The sequence below is a fragment of the Umezawaea beigongshangensis genome (assembly GCF_016464305.1).
GTDB lineage: Bacteria > Actinomycetota > Actinomycetes > Mycobacteriales > Pseudonocardiaceae > Umezawaea_A > Umezawaea_A beigongshangensis.
In genome coordinates, this window is record NZ_JAEIOJ010000008.1 from 198396 (window position 1) to 214813 (window position 16418).

16 protein-coding genes are annotated in these 16418 nt (G+C 72.9%); 11 read left to right on the top strand and 5 right to left on the bottom strand.

Annotation, left to right across the window (positions count from 1 at the left end):
• The first annotated feature begins 40 nt into the window (after positions 1–40).
• From IMZ35_RS20655 to IMZ35_RS20675, 5 genes are all read left to right on the top strand, one after another.
• Positions 41–997: an RluA family pseudouridine synthase gene (locus IMZ35_RS20655; protein WP_199442773.1), complete on the top strand. Its 957-nt coding sequence runs from the start codon at positions 41–43 to the stop codon at positions 995–997.
• Positions 998–1129: 132 nt separating this feature from the next.
• Complete coding sequence (locus IMZ35_RS20660) at positions 1130–1342, top strand: hypothetical protein (RefSeq protein ID WP_199442774.1); 213 nt, start codon at positions 1130–1132, stop codon at positions 1340–1342.
• Positions 1343–1677: 335 nt separating this feature from the next.
• Positions 1678–2448, top strand: coding sequence for a bestrophin-like domain (locus tag IMZ35_RS20665; RefSeq protein ID WP_199442775.1), 771 nt, complete (start codon positions 1678–1680; stop codon positions 2446–2448).
• Entirely contained in the window at positions 2445–3206 is a 762-nt protein-coding gene (locus tag IMZ35_RS20670; protein WP_199442776.1) for a hypothetical protein, read from the top strand. The genes IMZ35_RS20665 and IMZ35_RS20670 overlap by 4 nt, the downstream gene beginning before the upstream one ends.
• A gap of 153 nt (positions 3207–3359) precedes the next feature.
• Complete coding sequence (locus IMZ35_RS20675) at positions 3360–4670, top strand: DICT sensory domain-containing protein (RefSeq protein WP_199442777.1); 1311 nt, start codon at positions 3360–3362, stop codon at positions 4668–4670.
• A gap of 7 nt (positions 4671–4677) precedes the next feature.
• Here the strand turns inward: IMZ35_RS20675 and IMZ35_RS20680 are convergent, their stop codons facing one another.
• Positions 4678–5055, bottom strand: a complete 378-nt coding sequence (locus tag IMZ35_RS20680) for a DUF4267 domain-containing protein (protein WP_199442778.1) — start codon at positions 5053–5055, stop codon at positions 4678–4680.
• A 107-nt stretch (positions 5056–5162) separates the two neighbouring features.
• Here IMZ35_RS20680 and IMZ35_RS20685 point away from each other — a divergent pair, with 107 nt between their 5' ends.
• Complete coding sequence (locus IMZ35_RS20685; RefSeq protein ID WP_199442779.1) at positions 5163–5768, top strand: TetR/AcrR family transcriptional regulator; 606 nt, start codon at positions 5163–5165, stop codon at positions 5766–5768.
• A gap of 11 nt (positions 5769–5779) precedes the next feature.
• Positions 5780–6508 carry a ThuA domain-containing protein gene (locus IMZ35_RS20690; protein ID WP_199442780.1) on the top strand — a complete coding sequence of 243 codons (729 nt, stop codon included), beginning with the start codon at positions 5780–5782 and terminating at the stop codon, positions 6506–6508.
• Here the strand turns inward: IMZ35_RS20690 and IMZ35_RS20695 are convergent.
• The gene (locus tag IMZ35_RS20695; protein ID WP_307868498.1) at positions 6462–10151 is read right to left on the bottom strand and encodes a glycoside hydrolase family 2 TIM barrel-domain containing protein; all 3690 of its coding nucleotides are present in this window, start codon (positions 10149–10151) and stop codon (positions 6462–6464) included. The genes IMZ35_RS20690 and IMZ35_RS20695 overlap by 47 nt on opposite strands.
• Positions 10152–10472: 321 nt before the next feature.
• Between IMZ35_RS20695 and IMZ35_RS20700 the strand changes: the two genes are divergently transcribed.
• Entirely contained in the window at positions 10473–10799 is a 327-nt protein-coding gene (locus IMZ35_RS20700; protein ID WP_199442782.1) for a winged helix-turn-helix domain-containing protein, read from the top strand.
• Positions 10800–10813: 14 nt separating this feature from the next.
• Here IMZ35_RS20700 and IMZ35_RS20705 read toward each other — a convergent pair whose 3' ends face one another.
• Complete coding sequence (locus tag IMZ35_RS20705) at positions 10814–11725, bottom strand: aminoglycoside phosphotransferase family protein (protein ID WP_199442783.1); 912 nt, start codon at positions 11723–11725, stop codon at positions 10814–10816.
• A 16-nt stretch (positions 11726–11741) separates the two neighbouring features.
• On the bottom strand, positions 11742–12209 hold the full coding sequence (locus IMZ35_RS20710) for a hypothetical protein (RefSeq protein ID WP_199442784.1): 468 nt from the start codon (positions 12207–12209) through the stop codon (positions 11742–11744).
• Between the two features lie 194 nt (positions 12210–12403).
• Between IMZ35_RS20710 and IMZ35_RS20715 the strand changes: the two genes are divergently transcribed.
• Positions 12404–13354 carry a GlxA family transcriptional regulator gene (locus IMZ35_RS20715; protein WP_199442785.1) on the top strand — a complete coding sequence of 317 codons (951 nt, stop codon included), beginning with the start codon at positions 12404–12406 and terminating at the stop codon, positions 13352–13354.
• Positions 13355–13390: 36 nt separating this feature from the next.
• Here the strand turns inward: IMZ35_RS20715 and IMZ35_RS20720 are convergent, their stop codons facing one another.
• Positions 13391–13870 (bottom strand): nuclear transport factor 2 family protein, encoded by a 480-nt coding sequence (locus IMZ35_RS20720; protein ID WP_199442786.1) that lies wholly within the window; start codon positions 13868–13870, stop codon positions 13391–13393.
• A 180-nt stretch (positions 13871–14050) separates the two neighbouring features.
• On the opposite strand from IMZ35_RS20720, the gene IMZ35_RS20725 reads away from it, so the two are divergent.
• Entirely contained in the window at positions 14051–14875 is an 825-nt protein-coding gene (locus tag IMZ35_RS20725; RefSeq protein WP_199442787.1) for a TetR/AcrR family transcriptional regulator, read from the top strand.
• A 243-nt stretch (positions 14876–15118) separates the two neighbouring features.
• Positions 15119–16201, top strand: a complete 1083-nt coding sequence (locus tag IMZ35_RS20730; protein ID WP_199442788.1) for a glycoside hydrolase family 19 protein — start codon at positions 15119–15121, stop codon at positions 16199–16201.
• Positions 16202–16418: the final 217 nt, after the last annotated feature.

Here is a 16418-nt window from a genome sequence, read left to right on the forward strand (position 1 = left end):
GCGGGCGAACGCGGCAGCGCGGCGACTAGGCTCCCCCGCGATGAGACGCAAGCTCAGGCCACCGCTGCCGCAGCGGCACGGACTCGACCCCGCTCGGCTGCGGATGCCCGCCGAGGGCACGTGGGCCACCCTGCGCGACCACCTCGTGGAGCGGTTGCCGCGGGCGGCCCCGGACCGCATCGACGCGATGCTGCGCGAGGAGCGGATCGTCGACGCCGACGGCCCGCTCGCGCCGGACGCGCCGTTCGTGCCCAACTCGGTGATCTGGTTCCACCGGGACCTGCCGGAGGAGTTCCCGGTCCCGTTCGACGTGCGCGTGGTGCACCGCGACGAGAACCTCCTGGTGGTGGACAAGCCGCACTTCCTCGCGACCATCCCGCGGGGCAAGCACGTCGTGCAGACGGCGCTGGTGCGGCTGCGTCAGGAGCTGGGCCTGCCCGACCTCAGCCCGGCGCACCGGCTGGACCGGGTCACGGCGGGGCTGGTGATGTTCGTCGTGCGCCGCGAGCTGCGCGGCGCGTACCAGACGATGTTCCGGGACCGCCTGGTGCACAAGGAGTACGAGGCCGTAGCGCCGCACGACCCCGCGCTGGAGCTGCCGCGCGTGGTGCGCAGCCGCATCGTCAAGGAGCGCGGGGTGATCACGGCGCAGGAGGTGGCCGGCGAGCCCAACGCCGAGACGCTCGTCGAACTGCTGGAGCACCGCGACGGCCTGGGCCGCTACCGGCTGCTGCCGCGCACCGGGCGCACCCACCAGCTGCGGCTGCACATGAGCGGCCTGGGCGTGCCGATCCTCGGCGACGACTTCTACCCGCTGCTCACCGAGAAGCCGCTCGACGACTTCACCCGGCCGTTGCAGCTGCTCGCGCGGGTGCTGGAGTTCACCGACCCGGTGAGCGGCGAGCACCACCGGTTCACCAGCGGCCTCGGGCTCACGGCGTGGTCCGCCCCCGAGGAGTGGGCCCGCGGTCCCGCCGAGGACCGGGACGCGTCGTGACCGGGTCCGTCCACCTCGACCACGAGGTGCGCGCGGCCGTCGTCGACCCGATCGCCACCGCGCGCGGTGCGATCTCCTGCGCCAGCTGAGACAGGAGTAACGCCGGGCGGCGCGCGCACCGACAAGGTGGGCGTGGAAGAGCAGACCCCCGGCCGCGGAGACGGTCGTTCCCGGATCGTCGTCGCGCTGGCGCTGGTGTTCGCGGCCGTGGCCGTCGTGCACGCGGTGTGCGCTCTGGTGGACCGGACCTCGTGGCAGTGGGTGGTGGTCGTCCTCGCGGGCGGCGCGTCGGCGGGCCTGCTGCGCCGGGCGGTCCGCGCTCGCCGCTCGACGCCCGCGGCCTGATCTCCGACCGCTCCGGACCCTCACCTTCTCGAAAGAGGAAAAAACCACCCTGAGGAATGACGCTCGGCGTGTTTGATCATGTCGACTTGCACATTCATCCGCGTTGCAATCACGGACAGTCACCTGCGGTTTCTCGGTCGGGTGAAAAAGGTCGGCATTAGTTGGCCAATGGTCAAGATGGTTCCCGTGCACCGCTCGCGACGCGTTTGTGAATATCGGTCGGCTGCTCGTACGTTTGCCGCGGCGCAGCACCTCACACCGTCGCGCCGAGCGGGAATCCGACCAGTTCCGGACACGGCCGGTCCGTGTCCGTCAGTGCTCACCAGAGGGTCCGCATGAACATCTACCTCGCCGGAACGCTGTGGGTCGTCGGCGCGGCCCTCGTCACGGCCGCCGTCGCCTACACCGTCCGCAGGTTCGGCACCGCCACCGGACGCGCGGAGAACAACGAGGCCGCCGGGATGGTGTTCACGATCGTCGGCGGCCTGCACGCCGTGCTGATCGCGTTCGTCCTCATCGGACTGTTCGACGGCGTGAACACCGCCTCGGACAGCGCCTACCAGGAGGCCGACGGGCTGGTCGCGCTGACCTGGGCGGCCGAGGCGCTGCCCGACCCGGCGCGCGAGGAGATCAGGGAGCTGGCCCGCGACTACGCGACGACCGTCGTGCAGCGCGAGTGGCCGGTGATGGCCGCCGGAGACGACGTCGACGCCGTCGACGACTCCGCGTGGTCGACGCTGGCGACCCTGCGCACCACCGTCGACGGCGCCGACGCCTCGACCGCGTGGCAGGAGGAGCGGCGCACCGAGGCGGCCGACCAGCTCTGGAGCGTCTACGAGGCGCGTCAGCAGCGGCTCAACGCCTCCGCCGGCGACGGGGTGAGCACCGTGATGTGGTTCGCGCTGGTCATCGGCAGCGTCCTGTCGCTGGCGCTGCCGATGATGCTGGGCGGCCCCAGGGTGCGCAGCCACGTCGTCATCGTCTCCGTGCTCGCGGCGGCGATCACCATGCTGATCTTCGCCATCCAGCAGTTGCAGAACCCGTTCGGCGGTGGCGCGTCCATCGGCCCCGAGGCGTTCACCTCAGCCCTGGACCGGCTCGGGTGAGGCGCTCCGCCGCCGCCGTGCCACCCGTGGCGGCGCTGTTGCTGACGGTCGCGCCGCTGACCGGGACCGCTCCCGCCGCGGCAGCCGCCGGGGCGTGCGCGGAGGTGCTCCAGCTGGACAGCTCCGCGATGCACCTGGAGTTCACCGGGGGCCGGATGACGCTCGTGGGCCCCGGCCACGGCGGACAGCACGGGGACGGCGCGCTGCGGCTCGTCCACCGCGACGACGACGGCAGGGTCACCGTGCTGCGGACGGGCCCCGACGGCGTGCACGCCGTGGTCCGGGAGAACGCCGTGGACTGCACGGACCCCAGACCTCCCACCACGACCACGTCCGCCCGGCCCACGACGACGCCACCCACCACGCCGCCACCCACCACGCCGCCGACGACGACGCAGCCGACGACGACCGCACCACCGGCGACCACGACGTCCCCGGTCGCGGCGAGACCCGCGGTCGGGCCGCCGCTCGCACCGGTGGTGGTGCCCCGCGGCGAGCAACCGCCGCCGCCCGCACCGGCCCCCGCCGTCGTCCCGCCTCCCACCCCTCTCGTGCTCCGGAACGCCGAACAGGTCGCCGCGCCGCAGCCGCAGCGCAGTGCCCCCGTCACCCGGCAGCGCAAGGCGGTCGAGCGCGACGAGGTGATCGAGCTGCCGTTCTTCCTCCGCAGCGACGACAAGCGTCGCTGGAGCCTCGTCGTCCTGCTGCTCGTCGTGGCCGGCGGCGCGGCGACCACCCGGCGGGTCCACCGCGGCTGAGCTCCCGCACCACCTCTCACCCTGACGTGTCACCGGTGACCGTCGCTCCGTCTCACACCGTCGATCGTCGGTGATCCGCACCGGCCGCGGTTCAGCCCGGCGGGTGCGGACGTCCGGTCGGACGCGTCGCCCACGTCACCTGGAGTTCCCTGGATGAACACGCGACACTCGCCGCCACGAGCGGGACTGCTGACCAAGCGCGCCCTGGTGATCGTCTCCCACGCCGTCGAGCGCGCCGCGCTGGCCGGTCTGCGCGGCGAGCCCTCCGTCGTGATCGCGATGTTCCAGCGGTTGCCGTACTTCGAACGGGAGCGCGAGGTGTACGCGCGGATCGCGGAGCTGGCCACGACGACCGTGGTCGGCCTGGTCGACGGGGACCGGTCCGACCTGCCGCACGGCGTGGTGCCGGTGGTGCTGCGGGAGGACGAGGCGCTGGCCCGCGAGTGGTCGGTGGTCGTGCTCACGCCGGCGTTCGGTGCGACGGTCGTGGCGCAGGACCTGGAGGACGTCGGCGACGCGGGCGGCTCGATCGAGGCGTCCCGGCTGTTCCACGGCCGCTGGGGCTTCCGGCGCGACGAGGCGTACGCCGAGGTGGTGCGGCTGCGCGACACGCTGGGCGACCGGCTGGCCCCCTCCACGCGGGCGGCGGTCGACGAGGTGCTGCGGCGGGTCACCGGCCCGGCCGCGATCCAGACGGAGCTGCGCGCGGAGGCCGCGCTGCGGCACGTGACGGGGCGGCTGGACCGGCAGCGCGGTGATCTGCTGCGGCTGCGGGAGCAGGTCGACGACGAGCGCGGGCACCTCCGCGACCCGCTGACCGGGTTGCACACCCCGGAGGCGATGGACTCGTGGCTCGGCACGTCCGCGCCGGGCACCCTCCCGCTGGGGCTGGTCTTCGCCCGGATCGAGGAGCTGGCCGACCTGGAGGAGCAGCACGGGTCGCGGGTGTGCGTGCACACCGAGATCAACATCGCCGACCTGCTGCGCGAGGACCTGCGGCCGGTCGACCGCGCGGTGCGACTGTCGAAGACGGAGTTCCTCCTCGTGCGGCCCGCGCTGTCGGACGCGGAGCTGAGCGAGGCGGGCCGCCGGCTGGCCCGCCGGCTGGCCGTGCTGCACGACTCCTACCCGTTCGTGGAGGTCACCCCGGCCGTGTCCACGACCCTGACGCGCTCGCGTCCCCTGCCGGTGCGGGCGCTGGGCACGCAGCTGGCCGACCCGTGGACCACGTGCACGGGCACGCTGCGCGCGGCGCCCGCCGAGGACCGGCCGGTCGACGAGCACCTCGTCGACCACCGGGAGGTCGACGGCGCCCCGGACGACGACCCCTGTCCCACGGACCACCACGGGATCGACCAGTTGATCGGCTGCTCCACCCGCGAGTGGGAGACGGCGATCACCGAGGTGCTGCCCGTCGCGAGCGGGCGCCGCTTCCACCACGTCCCGGTCGGCCTGCTCCGCTAGCCCGCGGTCACGAGACGAGCAGGAGCACGCTGCTCACCAGCGCCACCGCGGCGGTGGCCCCGTGGATGCCGTAGGCGGCCGACTTCGGCCCGTGGCTGCGCAACACGATCAGCGCGTCGCCGGCGGGGATGCCCGCGGCGGCCAGCATGAACCAGCCCAGCAGGTGCGGGGTCGCTCCGGCCAGCAGGACGAAGACGAAGATCCCCGAGGCGATGTCGCGCACGGCCTTGACGGACAGCCAGGCGTGGAAGGTGCGGTCCTCGGTCGGCGTGTCGGGGATGCCGAAGCCGATCGCGGCCCGCGGCGACCGGAGTGCGCGCACGCCGATGACGATGATTCCCAAGCCGATCAGTCCGGCGAGCACGCTGGCTGCGGTGACGAGCACGAGTCACTTCCCTCTTCTGCTGACCGCGCCGCTTGCTAGCAGCGCTAGTAGTACTAGCGACGGTATTCTATCTCCGGCAGGATGTCTAGCGTTGCTATGCTGAGGTCGTGTCAGCCCTCAGCGAGCGCCGTGAACGCGACCGCGCCCACCGCCACCGCCTGATCGTCACGGCCGCGCGCGAACTCGCGGAGACCGAGGGCTGGGAGGCGGTCACGACCCGGCGGCTGGCCGAACGCGTCGAGTACAGCCAGCCGGTGCTCTACAGCCACTTCAACGGCAAGGACGCCATCGTCGGCGCCGTCGCGCTGGACGGGTTCGGCGAACTCGCCGCCCACCTGCGCCGCGCGCGGCAGGACGCCCCCGCGCCCGGAGGAGCCCTGCGCGCCGTCTGCCGCGCCTACCTGGCGTTCGCGGCCGAGCGCCCCGCGCTGTACCAGGCCATGTTCGTCCTGCCCACCGACCTGGCGTTCGCGCACGCCGAGACGCCGCCTCCGCTGCGGGCCGCCTTCGACGAGTTCGTCCGCTGCTTCCACCGGGACGACGAGCGGCGCGAACTGTTCGCCGAGGTCGTCTGGAGCGCGTTGCACGGCATGGCCGTCCTGTCCGACGGCGGCCGCATCCCCGCGGACGGGCAGGAGGAGCGGCTCGACCTCCTCGTCGCCGGGTTCGCCGGCGTCCCGGCCGCGCCGCGTGAACCCGAGCGGGACCGCTAGGGTTTCCGTCCGTGTCGGGTGACGGGCGAGCGCTGGTCCTCTGCGGGCACTCCCGCTACTCCGACCCGTACCACGACTTCCCGGCGACCTCGCAGCAGATCGCGGAGGCGCTGGCGGACTGCGGCGTCGAGGCGCGGGTGCGCGGCGACCGGCCGGAGGCGCTGCGGGACCTCGCTCCGGACGACCTGCTCGTGGTCAACGCCGGCGGCGGCGTCCCGGTGCACCGGCTCGGCGAGGCCGGTCCGGAGTGGCACGAGTTCCGCCGGGCGCTCGTCGCACACCTGTCCGCCGGTGGTCCCGTGCTGGGGGTGCACACGGCGTCCGCCGCGTTCGCCGACGTGCCGGAGTGGTCGCGGGCGCTGGGCGGGCGCTGGGTGCCGGACGTGTCGTGGCACCCGCCGATCGGCCGGTTCGCGGTGTCGGTGCGAACGGGTGAGCACCCGATCACCGCGGGGGTGCCGGACTTCTCACCGCACGACGAGCGCTACAGCGGTCTGGAGGTGACGCCGGACGTGCGCGTGCTGGCGCACCACGACCTGAACGGCACGGCCGAGCCGCTGCTGTGGGTGCGGGAGACGGGCGGCGCGCGGGTCGGGTACGACGCGCTGGGGCACGACGTCGAGTCCTACCGCGACGCGACGCGCCGGGTGCTGCTCCAGCGCACGGCGCGCTGGCTGCTCTCCCCGCCCGTGCTCAGCCCGCGCCGCGGGGCAGGCCGGTCCGCACCTCCTCGCGGCTGAGCGGGCGGATCACCAGTTCCCGGTCCACGTCGGCGTCCGCCGCGACCCGGTACCGCTCGCGCACCGGGTTCGGGGTGTCGCCGACGCCCGTGACGGCGTGGTCGGCGTGCAGCGTCACCCAGCCGTCGTTGCGCCGGAGCTGGAAGTCGTGCTCGGCCCGGTCGAGGTCGTCGTGGGCGCTGACCCTCACGTCGGGCGCTCCGGACACCAGCAGGCCGCCGGTGCGGCCGTCGGTGAGCAGTGCCCACCGGGAGTCGGTGTGGTTGCCGTTGTCCTGCGGCCGGTCGTAGGCGACGTACTGCTCGTCGACGGTGCTGGAGAAGACGCCGACCGGCGTGCCGTCCCTGCGGTCGACGTAGCTCTCCTGCTCGCGCCCGTACCAGGCGAACCGCTGGAAGTCGTCGGGCACGGCGAGCCGCACGCCGATCCCGGGCAGGTACGGCAGGGTGCGCACGTCGCCCCGCGGACCGACGTGGTGGGCGAGCCGGATCGTCCCGGCCGCGTCGATCCGGTAGGTCATGACCTGCTCGAACGAGGCGGTGGGCCGGTCGGGGGCGGCGACGGTGCTGCGCACCTCGATCACCGCGTCCGCGCCGTCGGACCGGGAGGTCACCGCGTGCACGGTCGTCTCCAGCCGGTCGAGCCCGGCACGCCGCCAGTCCTCGCCCTCGGCGCGGCCCCAGTCGTAGGTCTCGTTGCTGATCGGCGCGCGCCACGCGTCCAGCTCCGGTCCGCTCGCCAGCAGCTCGGTGCCGCGCACCCGCATCGACCGCAGCGTGCCGGTCCGCTCGTCGAGGGTGTAGCTGAAGTCGCGGCCCGACGCGGTGGTGGTGTCGCCGCCGTCGGTGAGCGACACCCGGCCACGCGCGTCGGGTGCCTCCCCGCCGGGCACGCGGGTCCCGCCGAGGGAGAACTGGTCGTGCGCGAGGACGTGACCGGCGGGCAGCGACGGGGTCGCGGAGGTGGTGACGGCCTCGACGGTGAGCCAGCGCTCGGTGTCGCGCGGGTTGGCCGGGACGCGCGGGCGCAGCGTCGTGGTGCCGCCGGGCGCGATCGAGAGCGGTCGTACGTCCTCGTCCAGGGTTCGCGCGCCCTCGACGACCCGCCAGCGCAGCCGCAGGCCGTCGGTCCCGGCGAAGCTGCGCTCGTTCAGGACGGACAGCGTGCCGTCGGCGTAGGAGAAGCGCAGCGGCTGGTGCGTCCAGGCGAGCTGGGCCGTCTCGGGTTGCAGCGTGCGGTCCGCGCGGATCAGACCGTCCACTCCGGACAGGCTCTCGCCGTGGGACAGGTGCTCGCCGCGGTCCTCGATCCGGTCGAGGTCGAGCGCGAGCACCGCGTCCGCCACGGGGTCGGCGGCGAGCCGCTCGGGGGTGAGGCCCTCGTCGTAGACGCGGACGTCGTCGATCGCGCCGTGCGCCATGCGCCCGGCGTACTGGTCCTGCATGGTCTCCGGGTTGCGGCCGACGTTCACCGGGTGGGAGGAGGCGTCGATCGCGCCGGTGAACGGGGTGCTGCCGACCTCGACGCCGTCGAGGTACAGGCGCAGGGCGGTGCCGTCGTAGGTGCCGGTGACGCGGTGCCAGTTCTCGTAGAAGTCGGCGGGCACCGTCGCGTGCACGACGCGCCACGTCCCGCTGTGCACGAAGAACTCCAGGGTGTTCTCCGTCTTCATCTTCAGCGCGTACTGGTGGTCGCCCTTGGCGATGATCGTGAAGTCGCCGGTCCACGGTCTCGCCGGCCTGACCCACGCGTCGAGGGTGAGCCCGGTGCCGGTGATGTCGAGCGCGCGGTCGCGGTAGACCTCCACGAAGTCGTCCAGGCCGGAGAGCTCCAGCGCCTTCCCGCGGTGCCCGTCCACGACCTCCGGCGCCCCGGACAGCGTGGCGAGCACACCGGTCGGCGAGGTGTCCGGGGTGACGCGCACGCGCTGGGTGATGTTCTGCTCGGCCCAGTCCCAGACGAAGCCGCCCTGGAGGTTCGGGTTGGCCCGGATCACCTCCCAGAACTCGCGGAAGTTGCCGAGGCTGTTGCCCATCGCGTGGGCGTACTCGCCGAGGATCACCGGCTTGGTCGTGGTCGCCGCCTGCTCGGCGAGCCTCTCCGGCGACGGGTAGCGCGGCCCCCACACGTCGGCGTGGGGCGCGTCCCCGTCCGGCCAGTTGGACTGGTGGTACAGCGGCCTGCTCGGGTCGTTGGCCCGCGCCCAGTCGGCCATCGCGACGTGGTGCGCGCCGAGCCCGGCCTCGTTGCCGGTGTCCCACAGGAACACGCTGGGGTGGTTCTTGTCCCGCTCGACCATCGCGACGAACCGGTCGAGGTAGGCGTCGCGCCACTCGGGCCGTTCGGCGAGGCAGTCCGTCGGGCAGTTCTCGTGGTTGTGCGTCTCGACGTCGACCTCGTCGGCGATCCACAGGCCCCTGCTGTCGGCGAGGTCGTAGAAGTGCGGGTCGGACGGGTAGTGCGACGTGCGCACGGCGTTGACGTTGAGCTGCTTCATCAGCGCGACGTCCTGCTCCTGGCGCGAACGCGGCACGTGCCGTCCCCCGTCGGGGTCGGTCTCGGCGCGGTTGACGCCCTTGAACAGGACTCGCTCGCCGTTGATCAGCAGCTGCTCGCCGACGACGGCGATCTCGCGGAAGCCGACGGCCTCGCTGGTGATGTGGGTGGTGCGACCGTCGGGTCCGGCGAGCGTCAGCACCAGCGAGTACAGGTCCGGCGTCTCGTCGGACCACTTCGCCGGGGCGCGCACGGGGATCTCCAGCGGCACGTCGGCCGCGGCGCCGGTCAGGTCGGCGCTCACCGCGGCGCGGGCCACCTCGCGGCCCGCCGCGTCGCGCACGCTGCCGGTGACGGTGTGGCGTCCGGCCGGGGCGGCGCCGGTGCGGGCGAGGGACACGTCGGCGCGCAGCACGGCGTCGGTGCGGGTGTCGTCGAGGTCGGTGGTGACGGCGACGTCGCGGACCCCGGCGGCGGGGGTGGAGTACAGCCACACCGAGCGGAAGATGCCCGCGTAGCGCCACTGGTCGTAGTCCTCCAGGTACGACCCCGAGCCCCAGCGGTGCACCTGCACGGCGATCCGGTTGCCGCCGGGGTGCAGCGCGCCGGAGACGTCGAACTCCGCCGGGGTGTAGCCGCCCTGGTCGTAGCCCACGTACGTCCCGTTGACCCAGACGAAGTAGCCGGAGGTCACGCCCTCGAAGCGCAGCAGCGTGGACCGCTGCTCCCAGTCGACCGGCAGGTCGAACGAGCGCACGTAGGCGGCGGTGGGGTTGACGTCGCGGGGCACGCGCGGCGGGTCGTCCGGGTGGATCTCGGTGGGCACGTTGCGGAACACCGGGTGGTCGAGCCCGTCGGTCTGCCAGGTGTGCGGCACGGACACCTCGCGCCAGCCGGTGACGTCGAAGTCCTCGGCGTAGAACCCGGCCGGCACGTCCTGCGGGCGGTCGGACACGTCGATCTTCCAGCCGCCGTCGAGGCTGCGCGTGTACGGCGTGGCCTCCTCGCGGCGCGCGGCGGCGGCCTCGTCGGCGTAGGGCCGCAGTTCGGCGTGCGGCGCCTGCTGCCCCTCACCGGTCATCCGGGGGTCGTCGAGGTAGGCGTAGACGTCCGGCGCGGCACCGGCCACCGGTGCGCCGAATCCCACGGCCGTCGACGAGAGCAACACGATCGGAAGCAGCAACCGAAACCAACGCACCACGAACCTCCACGTCCGCGCACAGTCCAACAACATCTGACTGCCGGGCCGGGCGGCCGGTCAATAGACCAAAGGTCGGGCGCGGGCAGCGGAGGGTGATCGGACGGTCGACAGAACCGACACGAGACACTGCCCGTAGTTCACAGCGGGGGTCCGCCGCAAGGATGTGCACTCTTTCGGCCCAGTAGTGTTCTCCTCGCACGGCGTGGTCGCGCAGCGCGATCACCCGCACGCCTTCTCCCCGGCGGTACGACACCAGACGGACAGAGCATGATCACCACTTCGTTCCACCCCGGCTCCGCCACGGCCGTTCCGGGTCTCGTCCTGCACACCACGACGCACCGGGTGCAGGTCCACGACCAGCCGGTACAGCTCTCCGACATCCAGTTCCGCACGCTCAGCTACCTGACCCACCACCACGGCCGCGTGGTCACCAGCGCCGAGCTGCTGGCCTTCGTGTGGGGGCAGGACTTCCAGGGTTCCCGGAAGCTCGTGCGCAACTGCGTCGCGCAGCTGCGTCACAAGCTGCGGGGCTCTCGCGGCCCGACGATCGAGAACGTGCACAGCGTCGGCTACCGGCTGGTGCCGTCGAGCTGAGCGTCCGGTTCCGGTCAGGGCACGAGGGCGCGGAACACGGCGGCGTGCACGGGGTGCACGGCCGCGGCCCCGTCGTCGAGGTCCCAGAGCACGTCCTGGAGCACGCGGCCGAGCGTCCAGCCCGCGGCACGCCGCCGGTCCAGACCCGCGACCCCGGTCAGCAGGTCGAACCGGCGGCGCACCGCCCGCGGCGCGTCGCCGGTGGCGACGGCCTCCGGCCAGCGGTCGCGCAGCGCGGGCAGCAGCTCGAAGCACGGGTCGCCCGCGAGCGGTTTGGGATCGATCGCGAGCCACGGCTCCCGCTCGGCGGCCAGCACGTTCTCGTGGTGCAGGTCCCAGTGCAGCAACCGGTCCCCCGGCTCGTCGGCGAGTTCGCCGACGGCCGCCGCGCAGGTGCGCAGCAGTTGCCGGTCCTCGGCGTCGGCCACCGCGGCCAGCGCGGGCGGCGTGCGCGCGAGGAGGCCGCGGGCGATCGTCCCCAGATCGCGCAGCCCCGGCGGGGCTGCGACGGCCGAGAGCCGGGCCAGCAGCCCGCCGAGCACCTCCAGCGCGGCCTCCTCGCCGAGCGCGGTCAGGTCGCGCGCGCCGTCGAGCCGCTCCAGCAGCATCGTGCCGGTGGCCGGGTCGTGGCCGAGCAGACGCACCGCGCCGTCGCCGTCCCACGTCCGCAGCGCGAGCGGTTCGCCCGCGGTCTCGTCGTCCACCGGCTGGAGCTTCAGCGCGGCCGGTGCGCCGTCGCGGCGCAGCACCGGCAGGACGAGCGCGACCGCGCCGACGCGTGCTCCGCCCGCGACGCGCACGTTCCAGCGGTCGAGCTGGTCGGCCACGAGAGCGGGCAGCGCGGCGATCCAGGCCCGGCCCGCGTCGCCGAACCAGCACGCGTGGGAGTCGGCGAGCGCGGGCGGGACGTCGGCGGCGGTGAACACACGACGACGGTAGCGATCACGCGCCCGTCGTGGAGCCGGGCCGGACGATCATCAGCACGGTGACGGTCGCCCACAGCAGGTTGAACACGCCCGCCGTTGTGCCGAACGCCCGGAGCCGACCGGTGATCCGCTCGGGCGCGTCCGCGCCGAGCCCCGCCAGGACCTCCTCCTGCACGGGCAGGACCGCGAACACCAGCACCAGCGCGGCCGCGGCCGTGAGGGCGAGGGACACCGACAGCCACGTGTCGCCGAGCACGCCCATGCTCAGCGCGGTGGCCACCCCCAGCACCGGCACGGCGACACCCAGCGCCCCGTAGACGCGGCAGATCCGCCGCAGCGTGAGCACCACGGCCAGCGCGTGCGGATCACCGGGCGCGGCCAGCGCCGCGCGGGCGGCGCGGGGGAACATCCCGGTCGCGACGGTGACCGGTCCTATCGCGACGATCGCCGCGATCACGTGCAACGACAGCAGGAACTTCGTCACGGGGCACTCCCCGCGGACACGACTCGCACGCGCACATCCCCTCGACGGTGGTCCGCGCAACGCTAGGCGGCCCTCCCGGACGGAAGAAGTGGCGAAAGTGCCACCTACCGCCTGGTTCTGGCCACGGCGGCTCACCCGTTCCGACCTGCCCCTCCGCGCCCGCGGGCCGGTCCGCGACGGGGTACGTTCCGGACGTGCACAGCGTCCTCGTCCTCGCCCTCGACGGCGTGGTCCCGTTCGACCTGTCCGTGCCCGTCGAGACGTTCGGCCGCGCCCGGCTGCCCGGTGGAGGGCCCGCCTACCGGGTGCGGGTCTGCGCTCCGTCGCCCGACGTCGAGGCGGGCGCGTTCACGCTGCGCGCGCGGCACGGCCTGAAGGCGCTCGCCGACGCGGACACGATCGTCGTGCCCGGCGTCACCGACGTCTCGGCCCCGGTGCCGCCCGAGGTGCTCGACGCGCTGCGCCTGGCGGCCGGTCGCGGAACCCGGATCGCGTCGGTGTGCTCGGGCGCGTTCACGCTCGCCGCGACCGGACTGCTCGACGGGCTGCGCGCCACGACGCACTGGGCGTGCACCTCGGCGCTGGCGGCCGCGTACCCGGCGGTCGACGTCGACGCGAGCGTGCTGTTCGTGGACAACGGCTCCGTCCTCACCTCGGCGGGCGCCGCGGCGGGGCTGGACATGTGCCTGCACATGATCCGGCGCGACCACGGGTCGGCGGTCGCCGCCGACGCGGCCCGCCTGTCGGTGATGCCGCTGGAGCGCGACGGCGGGCAGGCGCAGTTCATCGTGCACGAGCCGCCCGCGCCGGACGGCGCGACGCTCCAGCCGCTGCTGCTGTGGCTGGAGGAGAACGCGCACCGCGAGCTGACCCTGGACGACATCGCCGCACACGCCGCCCTGAGCACCAGGACGCTGAACCGCCGGTTCCGCGAGCAGACCGGCACCACACCGCTGCAGTGGCTGCACCGCGCGCGCCTGCGACGCGCGCAGCACCTGCTGGAGACGACGGCGCACCCGGTGGAACGCATCGCCGGTCAGGTCGGATTCGGTTCCCCCACCACGTTCCGAGACCGCTTCAAGCGGCTCGTCGGCACCAGCCCGCAGGCGTACCGGCGCGCGTTCCGCGGCGCGGCGGCCTCGTGAGGCGGCGTCCGGCCCGTCCACCGGCGCGGTCCACGGCTACTTCCCGGGCACGAACGACCCGGTCGTCTCGGCGGCCTCGATCGCCGACGAGAAGTCGGGGCTGGCCCCGAGCTGGGCGAGCATCACGTTCGTCGCGTTGTAGCAGTTGAACCTCTCGATTCTTCCCCCGCGGAGGTACCAGAGATCCGCCGTCGGCACGTCGATGCGGTTACCGGTCGGGCGGATGTCGCCGATCGGAGTCGGGAACGCGCCGAGATGCGTTCCCCGAATTCGCAGTTCGACGGCGACGACGTCACCGACCGCATGCACTTCGAGCAGCTCGCGGTGGACGTCGGGAAAGACGCCGGCGAACCCCGTCAACGCCAGAGGGATCTCGTCCCCGCGGAAGGTCTGCGAATTCGGCACGTCGTTGAACGTTCCGTCCTCGGTGAACAAGGCGCGAAAACCGTGCCCGTCGAGGACGTCCCCCTCCGACAACCGGTACGCCTCGCGAACGACCTCTTCGTTGCTCTTCACTTCTGCCCTTCCTCGATCCTCGGTGTCGCTACGGGAAATGCGGTGCCCGCCGCCCGGCAGGGGTCGAACGGCGACGCCGTCCACCGGGTCGACGACGCCTCCGACGTGGTCTCACCGATGCGCGCCCCACCCAAGCTAGCGAGTTTTTGACCGTACGGTCAATAACGTAAGCTCGCTCACGTGCCGCGTCCCCGCGAGTTCCTGGAGAGCGACGTCGTCAGCAGCGCCGGCGAGGTGCTCGCCGTGCGCGGCCCCGCCGCCGCGACCCCGGACGACCTGGTGCGGGCGACCGGCCCGGGGAAGCAGAGCTCGTACAACGCGTTCGGCGGGAAGCGGGAACTGTTCTTCCGGGCGCTGCCCGAGGACCGGGAGGAGGCGACGCGCGCCGTCTCGGAAGCGCTCGGACACGACGACGCTTCGCCGCTGGAACGAATTCGTGGTCACATGCTCCTGATGGCGATCGAGTTCGGCAGCACTGATCGGCGGGTCTCGCTCACCACGCGTGCGCTGGTCGAGTCGACCGGTGAGCAGGACCCGCTCTCGACGGCCGCGAAGACCGGCATCGAGCAGCTCGCCGGTGTCCACGCCCGCTGCCTGGAACACGCGCGGGAGAACGAGGATCTCCCGGAGGACGCGAACGTGCAATCGCCGGCGGTCTACTTCGTCGCCACCACCAGGGGGATGGAACTGCTCGGCCGCGCCGGTGTCGGCCGCAGCGTTCTCACCGCGGTCGCACTCGACGCGCTTCGCGTGCTGCACGGCCGGCGGATGGAAGAGGCCGACGACCGTCCGTCCGCGCGGGAACGACTGCCGACGCCCGACCACCGCCGAGACGAACCCTCTCCAGCAGGTCCGCACACCCGCCGCCGGATCGCTCCGCGATCACGTGCGCGCAAGGTGAACGGGCCGGGGAGCCGACACCGGCGGCCGGGACGGTCACCGCGGCGGTGCGCGCGCGGTCACCTGCCGACGCGGCCCCGTCGCGCGGGACGCGGCGCGGAGTAGTACCGTTCGGCCCCACATGATGAAAGCGCTCTCATCATGGTCGCGGGCAGTCACGCGTCACGAGTCCTCACGAACTGCCCGCTCCACCCTTCTTGACTGGTGTAGACCAATCCGGTTGAGTGGGAGAGGTCTCGTGGCGAACGTCTTCCCTGAGGCGTTCGTCGTGGCGTGACAGCTCGTGTGCGGATCGAACCCCTGTCATCGATCTCGTGCGGATTGTGCTGCACGAATTGGAGTGATCGAATGTCGAGACAACGCCTCATGGCGGCAGTGGCCGCCGCGGCGGCCGTCGGCACCCTGGCCGTCGTCCTGCCGCTGGCCTCGGCGTCGGCGGCGACCTGCGCGACGGCGTGGAGCTCGGCCACCGCGTACACCGGGGACACCACCGTGTCCCACGGCGGCCACAACTGGCGCGCCAAGTGGTGGACCCAGGACGAAGCCCCCAGCACCGGTGGCACCGGTGTCTGGGAGGACAAGGGCACGTGCGGTGGCGGCACCACCACCCCGACCGCTGCCTGCGACCACCCCGCGTGGGTGGCCGGGCAGTTCTACGCGGTCGGCAGCATCGTCAAGTACACCGACGGCAAGTACTACGTCGCCGAGCACGAGAACCCCGGCTACGACCCGGTCATCAGCACCTGGTTCTGGGAGCCGCACACCTGCACCGGTGGCGGCACCACGCCGCCCACGAACCCGCCGGGCAACTCCGGCTTCGTGGTCAGCGAGGCCCAGTTCAACCAGATGTTCCCGAGCCGGAACTCCTTCTACACCTACAACGGCCTCACCGCCGCGCTGAGCGCCTACCCCGGTTTCGCCGGGACGGGCAGCGACACGGTGAAGAAGCAGGAGGCGGCGGCGTTCCTGGCCAACGTCAACCACGAGACCGGCGGTCTCGTGCACATCGTCGAGCAGAACACCGCGAACTACCCGCACTACTGCGACACCGGCCAGCCCTACGGCTGCCCCGCGGGACAGGCGGCGTACTACGGTCGCGGTCCGGTCCAGCTGAGCTGGAACTTCAACTACAAGGCCGCGGGCGACGCACTGGGCATCGACCTGCTGCGCAACCCGCACCTGGTCCAGCAGGACGCCTCGGTGGCCTGGAAGACCGGTCTCTGGTACTGGAACACGCAGTCCGGTCCGGGCACGATGACCCCGCACAACGCGATGGTCAACGGCGCCGGCTTCGGTGAGACGATCCGCAGCATCAACGGCAGTCTGGAGTGCGGGGGCCGCAACCCCGCGCAGGTCCAGAGCCGGATCGCCTCCTACCAGCGCTTCGCCTCGATCCTGGGCGTGACGCCGGGCAACAACCTGAGCTGCTGATCCCAGCGGTTCGACGAGGGGGCGCGACCGCACCGGTCGCGCCCCCTCCGCCGTGTCCGGACCCCCCACCCGCGGCGGCCTTCGTCACGCCCCGCAAGGTCGGGGGCACTTCCATCACCGTCCGGAACCAGTTGCGACCGTTCGAGGGAGCGCTCCCACGGATTTGTTGACCCGACGGTGTCCAGCAGTCACGATCGGTGCGGCGCAACGACGAAGA

Coding starts and splice junctions, on each gene's coding strand:
- IMZ35_RS20730 (WP_199442788.1), top strand. CDS start 15,119: ATGTCGAGACAACGCCTCATGGCGGCAGTGGCCGCCGCGGCGGCCGTC.
- IMZ35_RS20655 (WP_199442773.1), top strand. CDS start 41: ATGAGACGCAAGCTCAGGCCACCGCTGCCGCAGCGGCACGGACTCGAC.
- IMZ35_RS20700 (WP_199442782.1), top strand. CDS start 10,473: ATGATCACCACTTCGTTCCACCCCGGCTCCGCCACGGCCGTTCCGGGT.
- IMZ35_RS20665 (WP_199442775.1), top strand. CDS start 1,678: ATGAACATCTACCTCGCCGGAACGCTGTGGGTCGTCGGCGCGGCCCTC.
- IMZ35_RS20675 (WP_199442777.1), top strand. CDS start 3,360: ATGAACACGCGACACTCGCCGCCACGAGCGGGACTGCTGACCAAGCGC.